Source organism: Brachyspira hampsonii 30446, from assembly GCF_000316195.1.
GTDB lineage: Bacteria > Spirochaetota > Brachyspiria > Brachyspirales > Brachyspiraceae > Brachyspira > Brachyspira hampsonii_C.
In genome coordinates, this window is record NZ_JH994111.1 from 897,212 (window position 1) to 916,555 (window position 19,344).

The window sequence follows — 19,344 nt, forward strand, 5'->3', positions numbered from 1 at the left end:
ATGTCAGAAGCTCTACAAAAATTAGAAAAAGTGTTTTCAGAAGAAACATTTACGAGAAAACCTCTTCTTAATTATACTGCTAAGTATTTTGTTGATTTATCAGGTATTCTCAATGATATAAATGACAATGATGATATAAATTCTGCTATAGAAACTGCTAAGATGCAATTAGAGAAAAATCCGAATCATATATCAGCTTTATATGCAAATGGATTTTTAAATTTAAAAATTGAAAATTATTCAGAGATGAGCCTAGAAAAACTTTTAGGTATTTTTAAAAATGCTAAAAAATGGAATATAGTTGAGTTTATATCTCAAAAGATTTTAGATGAATATTATGAGAGTGATTATGCTTTAAGATATTTGGCTAGCTATTATCAAAGCACTAATAGAGATTCTGAAGCATTAGAAATTTGGGAAAGACTTATACGATTTGATGTTTCAAATCCGGAGCTTCCTGAAAAAATAGCTCATACCAAAGAAATGGCCGGAGATATAAGCAGTGCGGTGCATTATTATAAGATTGCTTTTGAAAGAAATCTTATGAGAGAAAGAAATAATGCTGAGAGCGATATTAAAAAAGTATTGGAATATGAACCTGATAATTATAATTATCTGCTTAAATATGAAAATTCTTTAAAAGCTCTTGTAGATTCTAACATAATGATAGATGTATGGAAGATAATATTTTTCTATTATTTTAAAAATAACAGATATAATGATGCTTTAAAGACTATTAAAAATTTGCTTAATTATGAGCAGGATATAGTAGCACAGAATAATAAAAAGGCTAAATTTTTCAGACATAGGCTTGTAGATGTTTATAAGGCTTTATATCCTAATCATACTCTTTTTGAAAAGATAGAAGAGATATCTTATATTACAAATGTTAACAAAAAGCCTAAAGATTGTATAGAAGTATTTGAAAAGTACATACAATATGATGTTGATAAATATGTTATGCATAGAAATTTCGGAGCAGGTAAGATTAAATCTATAGATATAAATAATGTTAATATCAAATTTGTATCTCAGGAAGAAGTAAGAAAAATGACATTTGATATGGCTATACAGTCTCTTACTACATTACCTGATGATGATATTAATGTTTATAAGGCTTATAAACTTAATGAAATTAAAAAAATAGCAGAAGAAAATCCTACAGAACTTTTAACTATTATTTTAAAATATAAAAAGACAATAACTACAAAAGATTTAAAGCAGGAATTAACTTCAAAGCCTTATATTGTAGTTGCTGAATCAGCTTATGCTAAATGGCTTGAAAGTGCAAAAAAATCTGTAAGAGCTTCTACTACAGTTAAATTTGATAAAAATACTTTCCTTTATAATGAAGAAGCTGAAACTTATGATGCAGAAAGTTTATCTAAATTCAATAAGACTGATAATTTCTTTGAGAGATATCAGATATATATGGAGTATTTAACTTACACTCCAAATTTAAACTCTGAAGAAGCTAAAGAGATGAATGATTATTTTGTTCGTATTTCTAAGGATAAAAATGCTCCTAATGATGAGAGAATAATAAGTACTATATATTTGAGAAGCCAGTCTAATACAGACAGCAGCATACCTTTGCTTTCAGATATTGTTAAAGATATTGATGATTATACTCATGTTTATGAGGTACTTCCTTCTTCTAATTATAGAGAGAAATTTATAAAAGCTATTTGGGACGGCCGAAGAGATGATTATTATAACATAATACTTAAAATGCTTTATTCTCCTCAGGTTAAAAATAATTATCTTATAGTCAATAAATTATTTGAAGACGGAAAAACAGATATGCTTGCCAAAACTATAGATGATATATTTCTTCATTATAGGGAATGTCCTGAATCATTTGTTTATTTTGCTCAGAAAATACTTGACGGCGAGTATTATGACGAGAGTGCAGGAGATATAAATATAAATAAAAATTCTCTTATGATAGGCTTGCTTAGTATAATACCGCATCTTTCAAAAATGCTTGATAAAAAAGAAACTTCCGCACAGGCTAGAAAACTTTTGAAAGTTGTATATGATTTAGTATTTGATAAGGCTTATCTGCTTAAATTTATAGAGAATGAGTCTGAAGAAGATGTTAAAATAATATTTGGCGAATTCCAAAAATTAGTAAATTTAGAACAGCATTATAAAACTGACATTATTTCTGCTGTTATAAAACGTTTCCCAAATTGGAAGATATAATAATATTTTAGTTTGATAACAATTATGGAGATTACAAAAATCTCCCTTTTTATATATTTATTTTAAGAAAATAATATATTGATAAAAAATCAAAAAATAATATAGCATTATTATTAATAGTAGTGTATAATATATAACAAATTTTTTAAATGGATATTATTATGAAATTAAGATTATCAAAAAGAGCATTAAAAGAAGATTTTCAAAGCAGTTTTGTAAAAATTATGCTTGAAGTAGCGGCTAAAGGTGATTTAATATCATTTGCCGGAGGTTTGCCTAATCCTGAATCATTTCCTGTAGAAGAGATTAAAGCAGCAGCAAATAAAGTCTTAGAAACTAAAGGTGCTTATTCTCTGCAATATAACAGCACTGAGGGATACGGACCTTTAAGAGAGTTCATTGCAAATAGATACAAAAAACAAGGTATGGATATAGAAGCTTCTGACATACTTATAGCTAATGGTTCTCAGCAGGCTTTAGATATTATTTCTTCATGTTTAATAGATCCTAATGATGATGTTCTAGTTGAAGATCCGTCTTATTTGGCAGCTTTACAATCATTTCATCTATATAATCCTAATATTCATACTGTTAACTTAAATGAAGATGGAGCAGATGTAGATGAGTTTAAAGATGCTATGAATAAATACAATCATAAGTTTTTTTATTCTGTACCTAATTTCCAAAATCCTACAGGAATAACATATACAAATGCTGTAAGAGAAAAAATAGCTGAAATTATGAAAGGTAAAGATACATTTTTTGTTGAAGATAATCCTTACGGAGAATTAAGATTTAAAGGAGAACATCAAAAATCTTTCGGTACATATTTAGGAGAGCAGGCTATATTAATGGGTACTTTTTCAAAGACAGTAGCTCCGGGTATGAGACTTGGATGGATTGCATGCAGACAAAAAGAATTGTATACTAAAATGAAAGATTATAAACAGCTTATAGATTTGCATACAGGAACATTTGCTCAGGTAGTTGTAAGTCAGTATCTTGAAGATAATGATTATGATGCTCATATCAAAAAAATAATAGATTTATACGGCAGACAATGCAATTATATGCTTGAGGCTATGGATAAATATCTGCCTAAAGATATGCATTGGACTCACCCTGAGGGTGGTATGTTTATATGGGCTACTCTTCCTAAAGGAATAGATGCTGTAGAGCTTTCAAGAAAGGCTGCTGATGACGGAGTGGCTGTAGTAGCAGGAGAACCTTTCTATGAGGCTAAGAGGGGCTTAGGTACTTTAAGATTAAATTATACTAATTCTAAACCTGAAGATATTGATAAGGGTATATCTATATTAGCTAAGGTTATTGAAAAAATGAGAAAGTAAAAGTAATTTAAATAATATTTAAAAATAAGGCGGTAAATGTAAAATTTACTGCCTTTTTTTATTTTAAATTATTATATTTTTATATTAAAGTTAGTATATGTTAACATTATTTTAGTATATTGTACTTTTTTTGTAAAAAAAATTCTTGTTTATTTTACTTTTTTGTTATATAATATGTTTTATAATCTATATGTTGCCTCTGCATATAAAAAATAAAAAACACTATATTAAAAAAGGAAAAAACATGATAAAAAAATTTACTTCATTTATTCTATTTTTATTTATTTTTGCTGGTATTGTATACGGACAAACAGCTAAGTCTACTTTAGATGGTATGATGCAGTCTTATAACGGAGAAATGAATGCATCTGCTACTTATGCTGAGTATGCTAAAAAAACTCAAAATAAAAGTGTTGCTGCTATGTTTAAAGCCGCTTCTGCAGCAGAGGCTTTACATGCTAAGCTTTTAAATGATATGGCTTTATCTTCTAAATTATCTACTAAAGCATTAACAGCTACAATCAATACTATTAAATCTGGTACTGATACTGATAATTTAAAAAGCGGTATAGCAGGCGAAACTTATGAGTATACAAAAATGTATCCGGCTTTCAGCAAAGTTGCTTCACAAGAAAATAATAAAAATGTTTCTGATTTAATGAATAGAATAGCTTCTGTTGAAAAAACTCATGCTGCATTATATAATAAAACTATGCAGGATTTAAATGCTAATAAAACTTTACCTACAGTTTATTATCTATGTCCTGTTTGCGGATATGTTGAAGCAGGTTCAGCTCCAGCTAAATGCCCTTTATGTAATGCTACAGCTAGTTCTTTCCAAGCTTTTAATTAATCAATAACTAATCAAAAATTATTATAGAGGCAAAAGCATTGATAATAATATTATTATCAATGCTTTTTATTTTATCATAATAATAACTTGAAAAAATATTAATAGTTTATATAATATTTTTAATAAATTTTTTAATTGGAGAAATGAATAAAATGAATTCTATGAATATTATAATAATAGCATGTGCTATTGTAATTATTTTAATTATACTTCTTATTTTGATAAAAAAATCTAAAAGCAAGCCTAAAGTCTCATTAACAAGTTCTAAAAGTAAATTTTCATTATCATCATTATTTAATACTTCATCAATCAATGACGAGTTTTTTGCAAGTTTAGAAAATACATTAATAACAGCTGATGCTGGGGTTGAAACTACAAAAGATATTATTTCAAAACTTAGAGATGTTATAGCGAAAGAGAATATAAAGGATCCTTCTGAAGCTAAAAAACATTTAAGAGAAATTTTAATATCTAAATTCATTTCAAAGAAAATAGAACTTAAAGATAAAACAATACTTTTTATAGTTGGTGTTAATGGGGTAGGTAAGACAACTTCAATAGCAAAGTTAGCTAATATATTAAAGAAAGATCATAAAGTAATATTAGCAGCAGCAGATACATTCAGAGCGGCAGCTATAGAACAATTAGAGGAGTGGGCTAATAGGCTTTCTGTTACTATAGTTAAAGGACAGCAGGCTGGAGATCCGGCAAGCGTATTATTTTCGGCATTAGATAAAGCAAAGGCTACTAATGCTGATATAGTTATAGTTGATACTGCAGGAAGATTTCATAATCAGGAAAATTTGGTAAGACAGCTTGAGAAGATGAAAAAAATAGCTACAGAGAGATTTACTGAGTTTAAATTTGTACCTATATTGGTATTAGATGCTAATGTAGGACATAATGGAATAGAGCAGGCTAAGGTATTTACTAATGCTTTGGATATACAGGGGGCTATAGTTTCTAAGTTAGACAGCACTGCTAAGGGGGGAGTAGCAATAAGCATAGCTCATTATTTATCGCTGCCTATATACTATGGAGGATTTGGAGAGAAAGTTGATGATTTCAGAGAATTTGATGCTGAAAGTTTTGTTGATTCTATATTGCAGTAATTTATAATTATTGGAGTTATATTATGTTATTGACTGTTAAACCTTCAGAAATTTTCGGATCTATTTATATTCAAATGAGTAAGAGTGATGCTCATAGATCTTTAATAGCATCATCATTAGCTAAAACGCCAAGTATAATAAAGCATTGGATTGACAATGTAAGTATTGATGTAGAAGTTACAAAAAATGCTGTTTCTAATTTTGCTGATTTAGAAGTTATTGATGATTGTCTTAAAGTTTTTCCTAAAAAAGACTATAAAAAAGAATTAACTATAGATGTTAAAGAGTCTGGAAGCAGTTTAAGATTTTTAATTCCAATAATGTCAGCATTGGGAATAACTTGCACTTTTACTGGGTCTAAAAAATTATTTTCCAGACCTATTGAAGTTTATAAAAAAATATGGAATGAGGAAGGATTAGAATTTATTCATTTAGAAGACTCCATTAAGATATCAGGTCAATTAAGAGCTTCTAATTTTAAAGTGCTTGGAAATTTAAGCAGTCAGTTTTTAAGCGGACTTTTATTTGCTTTGCCTTTGCTTGATGGTAATTCTAATATTATCATAGATGGAGAATTAGAGTCAGAACCCTATGTTATGATGACTTTGAAAACACTTAAAGCTGCAAATATAGAAACACTAAGGCATGATAATAATATAATAGAGGTATATGGTAATCAGGAATATTCAGGCATTGATTATGAAGTAGAATCAGATTGGTCGCATGCTGCCTTTTTTGCTGCTGCTGGTGCTTTGGGGGGAGAGACTACATTATATGGGCTTAATAAGTATTCTATTCAAGGTGATAAGGAAATACTTAATATATTAAAATTTATGGGAGCTTCTGTTTCTTATAATGATGATAATTCCATTACAATAAAGAAAGTAAACAGATTAAATGCACTTGATATAGATATGGCTAATATTCCGGATTTGGGTCCTATAATTACTACACTTGCCGCTACAGCAAAAGGTAAAACCAGATTATATAATGCCGGAAGATTAAGATATAAAGAAAGTGATAGAATGAGTGATTTGATGGATAGTTTCTTAAAAATAGGTGCGAAGATAGAAGTAACTGAAGATGAAATATTGATAGAAGGAGTTGAAAAACTTACAGGAGGAAACACTACTTCTCATAATGATCATAGAATAGCTATGTCACTTGCCGTTGCTTCTTCTGTTTCAGATGGTAATATAATTATAGATGATGCTGAGTCTATAAATAAATCATCTTTTAATTTTATAGATCAATTTAGAAGTATAGGCGGTAAAATAGAATTATAAACTTATAATTATTAGTTAGTATTTATTAGTAATTTCATTCTAGTTTGGATTAGAATTCTATTGCTTGATATGTATTATTTTTTATAATATACAGATTTTAATATATACTCAGAATTGTTTACTGTATTTTGATTATTAGATTTGTTTCAAAAGTACTTTTATTTATATAGACCTCAGATGCTGAATATTGTATGTTTATGTATAAAAATAATTGTTTATATAATTAATTAATAAGTTACAAAAATTTTATATATAATCTTTTCAAGTACTTTTGAAACAATTTTATTTATTTTTGTATATCTAATAAAAAAATGCCGTATATAAATTTTTTTATTCAAAATATTTTTATTTTTTCAAAGTTTAAATAATATTTATTTTGATTGATTATTAAAATATTTTTTCTTATTTCTAAATCTTAATCGCACCACTCTAAATAATGCTTCTGCTATAATATTTTTAGACATCTTTGATTGTCCGCTTCTTCTTTCATAAAATATTATAGGTTCTTCCTCTACTTTGTAGCCATTACTTTCAAAAGAATAATTCATTTCTATTTGAAAAGAATATCCTGCTGAAAGTATATTATCAAAGTTCATATTTTTTAATACAGATACTCTGAAACATTTAAATCCGCCTGTAATATCCATAATTTTAGACCCCAATACAAATGATGCATATCTATTTCCATAGTATGAAAGAAAAAGTCTTCTTAAAGGCCAATTTACAACGCTTATTCCATTGCAATATCTTGACCCTATTACTAAATCTAATTTTTCATTTTCCATTCTCTCTATAAATTTAATTACAAAATCAGGATCATGAGAGAAATCAGCATCCATCTCTATTACATAATCAGGATTGTATTGAAATGAGTGTTTAAAGCCTGCAATATATGCAGGTCCTAATCCCTCTTTTTTCTCTCTTTTTAATAAATGTACTCTATTATTGGATAAATACTTTTCTACAATATTTGCAGTACCATCAGGACTATTATCATCTACTACTAAAATTTCTATATATTCAGGTAATGATAATACTTTGTTAAGCATTTTTTCTATATTATCTTTTTCATTATATGTTGGTAATACTATGATAGCTTTCATTTTATATATGAATCTCTCCTATTTCTTTTTTAGTGTTTTTTGTTCTTTTTTAATATTCTTTTTAATATAATTATCTATATTAAACATAATATACTTTACATACCTTATATATGAAGTTCTAGGATCTATTATGTTTTTATATGAAAATACTTCATCATTATCTACAGTATAAAAAACAATATCTCCAAATAAAATAATGTCATTATCATCTATTGCATTATCCATTCCCATTAAATTAATTTTTACCCCGACAGATATAGATGTGTCTATAATTTTATATCCGACTATATACGAATTCTCATAATCTAATTCCATATCAAGATAATCAATTAAAGTTTTAAAAGTTTTTAGTTTCACTTCTTTATTTCTATATTTTACTATAATGTTTTCTTTTATATCTTCATCTCCAAAAGAGAAATTAATATTCTGCATTTGATTAAAAGGCTGTTTTATTTTCAAATCTTTTAATAATTGCTTAGCTTTTTTTATCTCTTCATTGCTCATTTCCACAGGACTTGCCAATGATAATTTATACTGCTTGTTTAATTTATACTCTTCATTATCTAATGTTCTTATAGTATTTGATTTCCTATCGTATTTTACTTGCTTTAATATTTTATCATTCTTATTATATATAGTCCATATAAATATATCTGCTAATATACTCATAATATAATTTTCTGTAAATATTTTTTTCCAATCATCTGCCGGCCATTTTTTTCCTGTCATTAATGCTTTGCTTAATCTTGATGTTTGAAATTTATATGTAGCTTTTATATTATTTTTTATACTGTAAAATTCATCTAATAAATCTTTATTTATATTATAATATTTATCTATTTTTGATATATATTCTTTTTTATTATTATCAAATATTTTTTCAATATCTAGTTTTTCATTTATATATAAAGTGAAAGAAGAAGAATCATCTTTTAATAATCTTTTTCCATCTTTATCTATTGCAAAATCAAGTATTATTTTATCAGATAATTTATCTTCAGAAATATCCAATTTTTTTGCAGCGGCTTTAAATGCTAATTTTGAAGTATTTTTTATTTGGTAGTATTTAAAATGATTTGATATATAATCAATAAGAATAAGAGAATAAAGACTTCCATTAAAAGCTAATGTTGATATGGCATAATTAGCGAGAGATATCCTTCCTGATTCACACCATTCTTTCAAATTATAAGCCACTTTCTCTATTTTATATTCTGGCTCATATACTAAATATGGAATCATTACATATTTATAAGTTGTATTAGCCCCTTCAAATATCCATCTTTCATATATACTTTTTATTACATTAATAAAAGAATTAAAATCAAAATATGAAATTATTTTATCTAAATCTTTTATTTTTGTAGGAGATTTAAGTTTTGAATATTCTAAATATATATATTTTATTATAATTATAGGTATAGCTTGATTAGAATTTTTGCTCTTTACTCCGTATAGTAAAGATTCATCTAAACATAATAAATTCTTTTCAAATTTCTTATCATAGTTATTATTTACAAAATTAACTATACTGTCAATGTCTTTAAAACCTGAATTAATTATTTTTTTATTTTTCCATTTTTTTAATATATCTCTGGCTAAATCACTATTTAAACCTTTTAAATATTCATAAGATTCTTTTTTCTTACGATTAATTATTTTTATTGCAGCTTTTCTAATATTTGAAGATTCATTTTCTAAAAGTAAGCATAGTATTTTGCTTGAGCCGAAATCTATTTCTTTACTATAAAGTTCATTTAAAAATGGTATAAAATTTTTACTGTTTTTAGTAATTTTTCTTACGAAATTTTTATTGCTGAATAAACTTTCAAAATATTCTGAATTCTTTTTAATAAGAGAATAAAAGAAATTATTAAATTCTATATTTTTTATTTGAACTGCAAACGAATCATAATATGATATCCTATCATTATAAGAATAAAAGAATATATAAGATATAAGAATATCAGCTAAAGTTACATCGAGATTAATTAAATAATCTAAGCTCTCTTGATATGTTGTTGCAAATCCTTCTTTTCTTATTAAAAGTAAATAGATTAATGCTTTATAACTATTAGTTTTCAATATTATATTAAGAAGTTTTTTAGCCTTTTTTGAGTAATCTGATAATAATAAAATGTAATATATTCTATAATTATTTAATATTGATCTTTTTATAAATTCTATATCATTGTTACTAGGTGCTATTTTTATATGATATGGGGCATAAGGTTTTAAAGCACTGAAATAACCAAATGCTGATTTTTTCACATGGAATCTTTTTATTAGATCATATCTTTTGTCATCTTCATATATTATATCATCACTTATCACTGTAATGCTGTTTGGAGTTCCTATATGTTCTACAATATTATATTTAACATAATATGAATCATACATTTTATGCATTAGCAAATCTATTTTTTTATCAGCTATTTGCAAATTAGCCATATTATCTTCATTTTTTAATAAGATTGCTGTTAATATTAGGTATATACCGCAATTATTGCTGCTTTCTAATTTTTTATATAATGAATAAAAATATTCTTTATCTCTATTGTAGGTATAATTGGCTTCTCTTAAGAAGTCCAATGCATATATATCATTTTCTATTATTCCTCTATTGATAATGCATATTTCTTTTTCTAAATTGTATCCTTCATATTTTTTACTGAATAGAGAACTATTAAATTTTTCCATAAATTATTACTCTTTAATTTGCTAGAAATAAGTTCTATTATACTATCATTTAAATAAATAATAAATACTATATTAATTTACATGTTCTTTACAGCTAATTGTCCGCAACCTGCTAATATTTCCTGACCTTGTTTAAATCTTTCAACGACTTCTATTCCATTATCTTTCAGTATTGATTTAAATCTCAATATAATATCTTTATTTGGTCTTTGTAATTCAGGGGCATGCTCCACAGGATTCATAGGGATAACATTAACTTTGAAAGGAAATTCTTTTTTCAAATTTACAAGTCTGTATGCATCATTAACTGAATCATTAATATCTTTTATAAGAACCCATTCAAAAGTAATCATTCTTTTACCATTTCTGCTGTATCTTTTAAGTATCGCCATAAGATTTTCTATAGGATACCTTTTATTAATAGGCATAATCTTATCTCTGACATCATTTTTTAATGAATGCAAAGAAACAGCTAATCTGCAGTCTAAATCTCTTTCTATTAACTGCTTTATACCAGCAACTTCTCCTGAAGTTGATATTGTAATATGTCTTATCCCTAAATTAAATCCTTTAAATGAATTTATGGTATCTATTGCTTTAAAAAGGTTTTTTGTATTTGCTAAAGGCTCTCCCATACCCATAAATACTATGGAATTGACCTTTTTAGTTACAGCCCTCATAAGTAAAAATTCGGCAAGTATCTCATCAGCAGTAAGATTTCTTGAAAGTCCCATATTCCCTGTAGCACAGAAAGCACATCCATATCCGCATCCTACCTGAGATGATAAGCAGAAAGTTACTCTGTCTTTTTTATTCAATATTACCGATTCTATTTTTTTCTTATCGTATAGAGAAATAAGTAATTTTTGTGTGCCATATTCATCTTCTGATATAGTTTCTATTTTTGAATTATGAATAAAATAATATTCATCTAATAAATTTCTTAAATTCTTAGGTATATTACTCATATCATCAAAACTTACAGCATATTTTTTGTATATCCAATTAAGTATTTGAGATGCATGGAATTTAGGGAAATTATTTTCTATACAGAATTTAGATAATTCATCTTCTGAAACATTCATTATAGATATTTTTTTAGCCATATTATAATAATTAATAACCTTTTTTAATATTATTAAAATAATAATAGCTGATAACATTATTTTTAATAAGCTATCAGCTAATTATTTTTTTCAAATTGATTGTATCATAAAATGTATTTTGTGCTTATAACCTATAAGCGATTATTTAACTCCTCAGCAGCTTTTAGTAGGGGAGCTATCGGAATTACTGCTTGATGAACTAGAACTGCTTTTATTTTTATAATCATTAACATAGAATCCTTTTCCTTTAAAAATGATACCGCTATTTAAAGATATCATTCTTTTAGCTTCACTTCCGCATTCAGGGCATACGGCTTTAGCTTCAGCAGTTATGGATTGAAATTCTTCAAACTCATGTCCGCATTTTTCACATTTATATTCATATGTAGGCATAATGTTTCCTTTAAAAATTAAATTATAGTTTAATACTATATTATTTAAATGAAAATCTGTCAAGTGAATTTATTTCTGCATTTGTTTAAGAGCCATAGATATTGCTTTATTTTTTTCTCCTTGTTCTATACCTTCTTTTATTCCTAATCTTCTTTCTTCCTCAAGCATTATTTGATTACCGTATAAATATGCCTGTCTTTTATCATATTCATTCATAATTAGTCTATTTTAATTAGGTTTTTCTTTTATTAGAAGAGTTAATAAAGTCGAGCAGTATTAAATTACTGTCTGGAGATGAGAATAAATATCTCACAAAATAGTCATTTAAAACATTAATATTTCTCATAACTTTATTATACCTAAACAACTATAATTTGTCAATTTTGAATTATTAATAAATGTAATTATAAATAATATAAAGTATTATTAATTATTAATAAAATAAGTTTTAAATGTATTGTAATAATTATATTTTAGTTAAAAATGCAGTCTTTTTGCTTCTTTGGGTCACCAAAAGAAGTGGGGGTTCGGGGGCTAGTCCCCGAAAATATTAAAAATATAAAAACTAGTTTTTAACAAACTTAAAAATTTGCAGTATATACTAAATTAACTATAAAGTTACAAGTTTAATCATAAAAATTTAGTTTCCATTTCTTTGAGCTTTTTTTAGAATATCTGCAATTTCTCTAAGTTCAAGATTCTCTGCCATATCTAAAGCAGTATCTCCATAGTCATTTTCTATATTTACATCGGCTCCTTTTTCTACTAGAAATTTAACAAATGATTCATTAGATTTTCTTGTACAAGCCCACATTAAAGAAGTGTATCCATTATAATCTTGAGCATTAATATCTGCACCTTTTTCTAATAAAACTTGAGCTAATTTTATACGATTTTCCTGAAAACTTATATTATAAAAACTACCTTCAAGCATACCAAGATATATCAAAGGAGTATATTGGTTTTTATTCTTTATGTTTAGATCAGCACCTTGCTCTATTAAAAAATGAGCTATTTCAAAGTCTGGCATAGTAGTAAGAGTTTTGTTTAAAGCTGTGTATCCTTCATTATCTTGGGCATTTATATCAGCATTTTTTGAAACTAAATATTTTATTACGTCTATATTTATTTCCAAACTAGGCTTACATGCTAATATTAAAGCAGTACTTCCTCCTTTCTGAGAGTTTACATCAGCACCGTTTTCAACTAATAATTTTACTGTTTCTAAATTATTTACACCATACATTAAGGCTGTATTTCCATAATCATCGAAAGCATTTATATCTGCACCTTTTTGTATTAAAAGTTCTACTACTTTTATATTATGAATTCTGGAAGCATACATTAAAGGAGTCTCTCCATACTCGTTTGTTACATTTATATCTGCACCTTTTTGTATTAGAAGTTCTACCACTTTTATATTATGAAGTTTGGAAGCATACATTAAAGGTGTTTCTCCATCCTCATTTGTTACATTTATATCTGCACCATTATTTATTAAAAATTCTGCAGCAGATGAATTTTCATTTTTATAATAATAATATCTATAGTCAGGATGTTCATTATCTAATGAGAGTAATAGGGGAGTTTCTACTGAGCTATGTTCAGAATGTGTTTTGGCATTTATTCTTGACTCTAAATCAAAACCATTTTCAACTAATATTTTAAACATTTCTTTATTTTTATCAAAAGATTCTGAAATTCTATAGGATGCATCAAGAAGAGATGCTCCTTCATCGTTTTTGGTATTTATATCAGCACCGTTTTTAATTAATAAATTAAGTATTTTTATAGCATTTTCTGTTTCATTTTCTTGTCCGCTACTATTATGCTCAATACTATAATATAATGCAGTTTCTCCTGCTGTATCTCTAATGTTTACATCAGCACCATTTTTTAATAAAAATTCAACCATTTCATAATTTGTATTTCTAGCAGTATACATTAATGCTGTAGCACCTGCTTTATCTTTAATATTGACATCAGTACCTTCTTCTATAAGTAATTTTGCTATATCATCATATCCTCTTACAGAAGCATTTATTAAAGCCGTTCTATCATAAGAATCTAATGCATTACAGTTTGCACCTTGCTCTAAATATGATTTAACTTTTTTTATATTATTATTTTCTACAGCGGAAAATAACGATTCATCTAAAGTTTTAGGATACAAAAGAATATTAAACAAGAATAATATAACCAATACTTTTTTCATATATACCCCTCCATGCGTATTGCATATAATTGATTATAAATTGAAAATTATTTCCTGTCAATTAAAATTTGCTTTATGAAAATGTTTAAAATATGTTTCATACTTTTTAGTTAAAAAAAAGCGTGTATTCCTCATAATTTAAATTATCACAATAATCGAAAGTATAATACCTATCAAAATAAAGAGAAAAAATAATGAAAAAACATAGATGAAAGCATGCTTTTTATATCAAATAAACTAGTACGATGTATGACTTTTACTGAAAAGATTAAAATTTATGAATAAAAGAATTTTAGAATTAAATTCAAAATATATTTTAAATATGTATCCATATTTATTAAAAGGAAATACATAGTTATGTGATTTGTCGAAAGAGGTATCGGTAAGGTGTATATTAAATACAATTATAGAAATAGCATTATGTTAAAAAATAGCATGAGTATATAATAGTACATATAGTAATGCAGCATTTATAGGAACGCCGATATGTCATTGCTATTATAGTAATAATGCATACATACAGAATAATGGCTTATAGAAAAAAGCTTTAATTATAATAGAGTTATATTATTTTATAATATGCCTTTATTTATCTCATTAAATTTTTCTTTTAAAAGTATCATATAGTCATGATATTTATTTGCAAGATTATCATCAGGTTCTATTACTGTATCATCAATTAAAGAATTTCTTATATCATCTAATGAAATTTTTTTTCCTAATAATAATATGGCAGATAAAGCAGCACCAAGTGAAGCACCTCCTGAAGGAAGTATTCTTATAGGGCATTTCCAGATATTTGCTATTATTTTTAATATTTCTTTGTCTTTTGTAGGTCCTCCTGTAACAGCAAGATCCATTTTATCTTTGGAAGTAAATTTTTCAGAGTATAAAGCTACTAAACCCAAAGAACTTAATACTATGCCTTTATAATCATTATCAAAAGAAGGAGTTTCATGGAATCTTTTTATAGGAAATGCCATGCTTATAGGTACTGATTCATTTTCCTTCTGCCATAAAATTAAAGGAATATTATCAATATTTTTTTCTAAAGATTCTGTAACTTCTTTATAATCTCTTGTATATAATTTCATTATTTCGTCCCATAATATAGCACCATTAGTTCTGCAGAATATCATAAAAGGATTTCCTATTCCGTCATACATAGCATTTGATACTCCGGAATAATCTCTGCTGTTTTCATCAATATTTAGCATATAGACAAAACTGCTTCCTAATGATAATATATCGCCTTTATACAAAACCTTTGTTTGCGGATTATCCCCGCTTCCTATACCAACTATGCATTCACTATCAAATCCGTATTTTGTTACAAAATATTCGCTTATATATCCTGCGAAACTAGAAGGATCATTTATATTCCCTAATTTTTCTTTTAAATCATTTGATACAGTATTTAATAAAGTATTATTCCACTCTCTTTTCGTATAATCCATTAAACTCATTCCTGAAGCATTTCCAAAATCTACAGGTATATTATCTTTTGCTGTTAGTATTGATGCTATAAATGTGTTTAATAAAAATATTTTATATGTGTTTTTTGATAATTCAGGATTGTTATCAAAATTGTATTTTATTATAGCACCTGTAAATCTGAGCGGAGAATTAGAAGCGGTTATTTTTATCATATTATCTTTTCCGCCTACAGCATTTCTTAACTCTTCAGCTTCTTTATGAGTACATGAAGTTCTCCATATAGGAGCATAATCATAAGAATATGAATCTTTTAATATTTCAGATAAACTATTATTTATTGATGATTTGTCTTTTAATTTTTCTATATTTGATTTATATTTTTCTGAAAGATAGACATGTCCATGCTGCTGAGCTGATATTTGTATTGCTTTTATGTCTTTTGTATTAAATTTTTCTTTTAGCTGTAATAGTGATTTATCCAATGCCACTAAAAATATATTTATATCTTGTTCTGCTTTTCCTTTTATGTTTGAATCTATCAGCAATGTATTTTTATTCATTTTTGAATGTTTTATTTCTTCTAATGAATTAAATTCTACAGAAATATTTAACTCATTTTTATAATTATCGCAATTTATAATACTTAAAGTTATACTCTGTGTGCTTAAATCTATTCCTAATGTATACATTTGCGTATCCTTGAAAATATTTATTAAATAATTTTACTAAACTATATTTGAAGTATATTAAAATATATATAAAAAATCAATATTTTTAGCACTTAATTATAAAAAACTTTATTTTTGCAAATTTTTATTAATAAATATAATTATTTATTAAACTTTATTTGAAAGTATTTGCCTTATTCATCTTTTATTATTATTTAAATATTATTTTTTGCATGTTCTAGCATTTCTTCGGCATGTTTGATGCTTGCTTCTGTGATTTCTTTTCCTGTTATCATTCTTGCTATTTCATTAACTCTCATACTATCATCAAGTTCTTCAATAGTTGATGTAACAATATCATCGCCTTCATTTTTTGTAACTTTAAAATGATTATTAGCATATATTGCAATTTGTGCCAAGTGAGTAACGCTAAGCACCTGTTTTCTTTTTGATAGAGCAGCTATTTTTTCGCCTATAACTTCAGCAATTCTCCCCCCAACACCTACATCTATTTCATCGAACACGCATGTTTCTGAATAATCTCCTAAAGAAAGTACATTTTTTAGTGAAAGCATTATCCTAGATATTTCACCGCCTGATGCAATTTTTCTAAGAGGCTGAAACATACTCTGCTTATTCGGTGCTATTATAAATTCTATATTATCAATACCCGTAGAATTAGCTTTTATATTGGCACCGTCTATATTAAGTATACCATCATCATCTTCATCTAAAGTTATTTCAACATCAAATTTTGTAGACGACATTCCTAAATCATTCATTTCATTTTCTATTGCTTTTATAAAATCTTCTTTTCTATTATGTCTTATATCCGATATCTCTTTTGCAAGTACAGAAGTTTTTTTTCTTAGTTCTTCTATTTCTTTTTTTAAGTTTTCAATATCCTCTTCAGAGAAATTTAGAGATTCTAATTTTTCTTTAGATTCTTTGGCATAAGACATTATTTCTTTTATATTAGAACCGTATTTCTTTTTTAAGTTATTAATGAAGAAAAGTCTTTCATTAAGAGATTGAAGCTCTTCAGGATCAAATTTTGTTTTGGATCTTATTTCAGTTAAAACAGTTTTTATATCTTCAAGATTTAATGTTATGCCTTCTATTTGCGATGCAATATCTGAAAGTCTATTATCATATTTGGATATGCTTTGTAATGCCGAAATGCTTCTAGTTAATTTTATATAAGCTCCGGATTCGCTTCCGAATATATCTTTATTAATAGAAGAAAGAGATGAAGCTATGCTTTCTGCATTTGACATCATTGTAATATCATTTTTTATATCTTCATCTTCATTTGGCTTTAATTTAGCTTTTTCTATTTCATCTATTGCATATTCTAAAAAAGATTTTTCTTTTAAAATATTGTTTTTATTTTGATATATTTCATTATATTGTTTTATTAATTTTATGAGTTTACTATAATGATTTTTATAATTTTCAAGTTTTTCATCAATATTTAAATAACTGTCATAAAAGTTTAAATGATTTGCCGGATTAAAAAGAGACTGATGTTCATGCTGTCCATGTATATCTACTATCAAATCTCCAAGTTCTTTTAATTCAGCTACTTTAACACCTACATTATTGATGAAAGATTTGCTTTTTCCGTCTTTTGTGATTTCTCTTTTTATATTAAGCTCATCATTATTTATTTCTATATTCCATTCTTTTAATTTATTTTTTACAATATCTGCAGATGACTGAAGATAAAAATTTCCTGAAACTATTAATCTGTCTCCATTAGCTCCAACCATTCTAGTAGAACCTTTTTCACCTGTTATAAGCTCTAATGCACTGATTATAATGCTTTTTCCTGCTCCTGTTTCACCTGTAAGTACATTGAAACCGCTGCTGAAATTTATTTTTAATTTATCTATTAATACAAAATTTCTAATTTCTAGATATTTAAGCATTATCTACCCCAATTAAGTTTATTCCTAAGTATATCATAAAACAGCCTGTTTGCACTTTGAAATATATAGCAGTTCTTATTACTTATTTTTGCTTTTATTTTATCATTATTTTTAAACTGACATATATCATATCCGTCTACTGTTATCATAGCCTTTAATGATTTTTGTGTCAATTCCAATTCTATATTATCATTCTTAGGAATAACAAGCGGTCTGAAAGTTAATGAATGAGGTGCTATAGGTACAAAAGACATAGCATCAATTGTTGGGGCAAGTATAGGACCTCCTGCACTTAAAGCATAAGCAGTTGAACCTGTAGGGGTTGCTATTACAACGCCATCTCCCACTATTGAAGATATTAGTTTACCTGATATTATAATATTTATATGTATTGCTCTGCCGTCGCATTTACTTAGAACTAATTCATTAACAGCAAGATGTTCTCTATATGTATCTTTTTCTTTTGAATAAACACTTATAGATAATAATGTTCTAGGCTCTATTTCATATAATGTTTTTTTATTTTCAAAATATTCTTCTAATATTAAATATGCTTCTTCAGGAGGTATTTCTGAGATAAAACCTAATGTACCGTTATATATTGGAAGAACAGATATATCATATTTTATTGCTATTTTTAAAGCTGAAAGTAATGTACCATCTCCGCCTATAGATATCAGCATTGATACATTTTTTAATTCTTTTGCTGCTTTTTTTTACATTATTATAAGATGATATATCATAATTTATTATTATAGCTTCTATATTATATTTTTTAATTATAGTATTTATTTTTTTTAAAATTACATCAGTATCAGTTCTAAGAACATTAACTATGATTCCTATTTGTTGCTTTTTACTGTTATTCATAATTATTAATTAATTTAATTAAAAATAAAAAAATATTAATTAATTATAACAAACAGTTATTAATATATCAAGTTGTATATTGATAATTTTTTATTTTTATAATAAACTACTTA

Annotated in this window: 14 protein-coding genes and 2 pseudogenes; 5 read left to right on the forward strand and 11 right to left on the reverse strand. The window is 26.2% G+C overall.

Annotation, left to right across the window (positions count from 1 at the left end):
- The 5 genes from A966_RS08820 (at position 1) to aroA (ending at position 6,808) form a co-directional block, all read left to right on the forward strand.
- Positions 1-2,208 (forward strand): transcript cleavage factor, encoded by a 2,208-nt coding sequence (locus A966_RS08820; RefSeq protein WP_008724747.1) that lies wholly within the window; start codon positions 1-3, stop codon positions 2,206-2,208.
- A 161-nt stretch (positions 2,209-2,369) separates the two neighbouring features.
- Positions 2,370-3,557, forward strand: coding sequence for an aminotransferase-like domain-containing protein (locus A966_RS08825; protein WP_008724748.1), 1,188 nt, complete (start codon positions 2,370-2,372; stop codon positions 3,555-3,557).
- Positions 3,558-3,801: 244 nt separating this feature from the next.
- Entirely contained in the window at positions 3,802-4,410 is a 609-nt protein-coding gene (locus A966_RS08830; RefSeq protein ID WP_008724750.1) for a rubrerythrin family protein, read from the forward strand.
- Between the two features lie 152 nt (positions 4,411-4,562).
- Positions 4,563-5,522 carry a signal recognition particle-docking protein FtsY gene (gene ftsY / locus A966_RS08835; RefSeq protein ID WP_008724752.1) on the forward strand — a complete coding sequence of 320 codons (960 nt, stop codon included), beginning with the start codon at positions 4,563-4,565 and terminating at the stop codon, positions 5,520-5,522.
- A gap of 23 nt (positions 5,523-5,545) precedes the next feature.
- A complete protein-coding gene (gene aroA / locus A966_RS08840) occupies positions 5,546-6,808 on the forward strand; it encodes a 3-phosphoshikimate 1-carboxyvinyltransferase (protein ID WP_008724753.1) in 1,263 nt (420 codons plus the stop codon).
- Positions 6,809-7,179: 371 nt separating this feature from the next.
- On the opposite strand, the gene A966_RS08845 is transcribed toward aroA, so the two are convergent.
- The 11 genes and pseudogenes from A966_RS08845 to A966_RS13800 all read right to left on the reverse strand — a co-directional run bounded on the left by A966_RS08845 (position 7,180) and on the right by A966_RS13800 (position 19,231).
- Positions 7,180-7,911, reverse strand: a complete 732-nt coding sequence (locus A966_RS08845) for a polyprenol monophosphomannose synthase (protein ID WP_008724754.1) — start codon at positions 7,909-7,911, stop codon at positions 7,180-7,182.
- Positions 7,912-7,929: 18 nt separating this feature from the next.
- Positions 7,930-10,611 (reverse strand): DUF4132 domain-containing protein, encoded by a 2,682-nt coding sequence (locus A966_RS08850; RefSeq protein ID WP_008724755.1) that lies wholly within the window; start codon positions 10,609-10,611, stop codon positions 7,930-7,932.
- 77 nt (positions 10,612-10,688) lie between these two features.
- A complete protein-coding gene (rlmN, locus tag A966_RS08855; RefSeq protein WP_039955738.1) occupies positions 10,689-11,717 on the reverse strand; it encodes a 23S rRNA (adenine(2503)-C(2))-methyltransferase RlmN in 1,029 nt (342 codons plus the stop codon).
- 153 nt (positions 11,718-11,870) lie between these two features.
- A complete protein-coding gene (locus tag A966_RS08860; RefSeq protein ID WP_008724757.1) occupies positions 11,871-12,110 on the reverse strand; it encodes an FmdB family zinc ribbon protein in 240 nt (79 codons plus the stop codon).
- A 69-nt stretch (positions 12,111-12,179) separates the two neighbouring features.
- Positions 12,180-12,338, reverse strand: a pseudogene (locus tag A966_RS13445) (Rpn family recombination-promoting nuclease/putative transposase); the annotation flags it as partial.
- Between the two features lie 22 nt (positions 12,339-12,360).
- Positions 12,361-12,456, reverse strand: a pseudogene (locus A966_RS14060) (Rpn family recombination-promoting nuclease/putative transposase); the annotation flags it as partial.
- Between the two features lie 294 nt (positions 12,457-12,750).
- A complete protein-coding gene (locus A966_RS08865) occupies positions 12,751-14,325 on the reverse strand; it encodes an ankyrin repeat domain-containing protein (protein ID WP_008724761.1) in 1,575 nt (524 codons plus the stop codon).
- 572 nt (positions 14,326-14,897) lie between these two features.
- On the reverse strand, positions 14,898-16,451 hold the full coding sequence (locus A966_RS08870; RefSeq protein WP_008724763.1) for a xylulokinase: 1,554 nt from the start codon (positions 16,449-16,451) through the stop codon (positions 14,898-14,900).
- Between the two features lie 194 nt (positions 16,452-16,645).
- Complete coding sequence (gene recN, locus A966_RS08875) at positions 16,646-18,361, reverse strand: DNA repair protein RecN (protein ID WP_008724764.1); 1,716 nt, start codon at positions 18,359-18,361, stop codon at positions 16,646-16,648.
- A complete protein-coding gene (locus A966_RS08880) occupies positions 18,361-19,044 on the reverse strand; it encodes an NAD(+)/NADH kinase (RefSeq protein WP_232817756.1) in 684 nt (227 codons plus the stop codon). Before A966_RS08880 ends, recN begins: the two co-directional genes overlap by 1 nt.
- On the reverse strand, positions 18,980-19,231 hold the full coding sequence (locus A966_RS13800) for a hypothetical protein (protein WP_232817757.1): 252 nt from the start codon (positions 19,229-19,231) through the stop codon (positions 18,980-18,982). Before A966_RS13800 ends, A966_RS08880 begins: the two co-directional genes overlap by 65 nt.
- Positions 19,232-19,344: the final 113 nt, after the last annotated feature.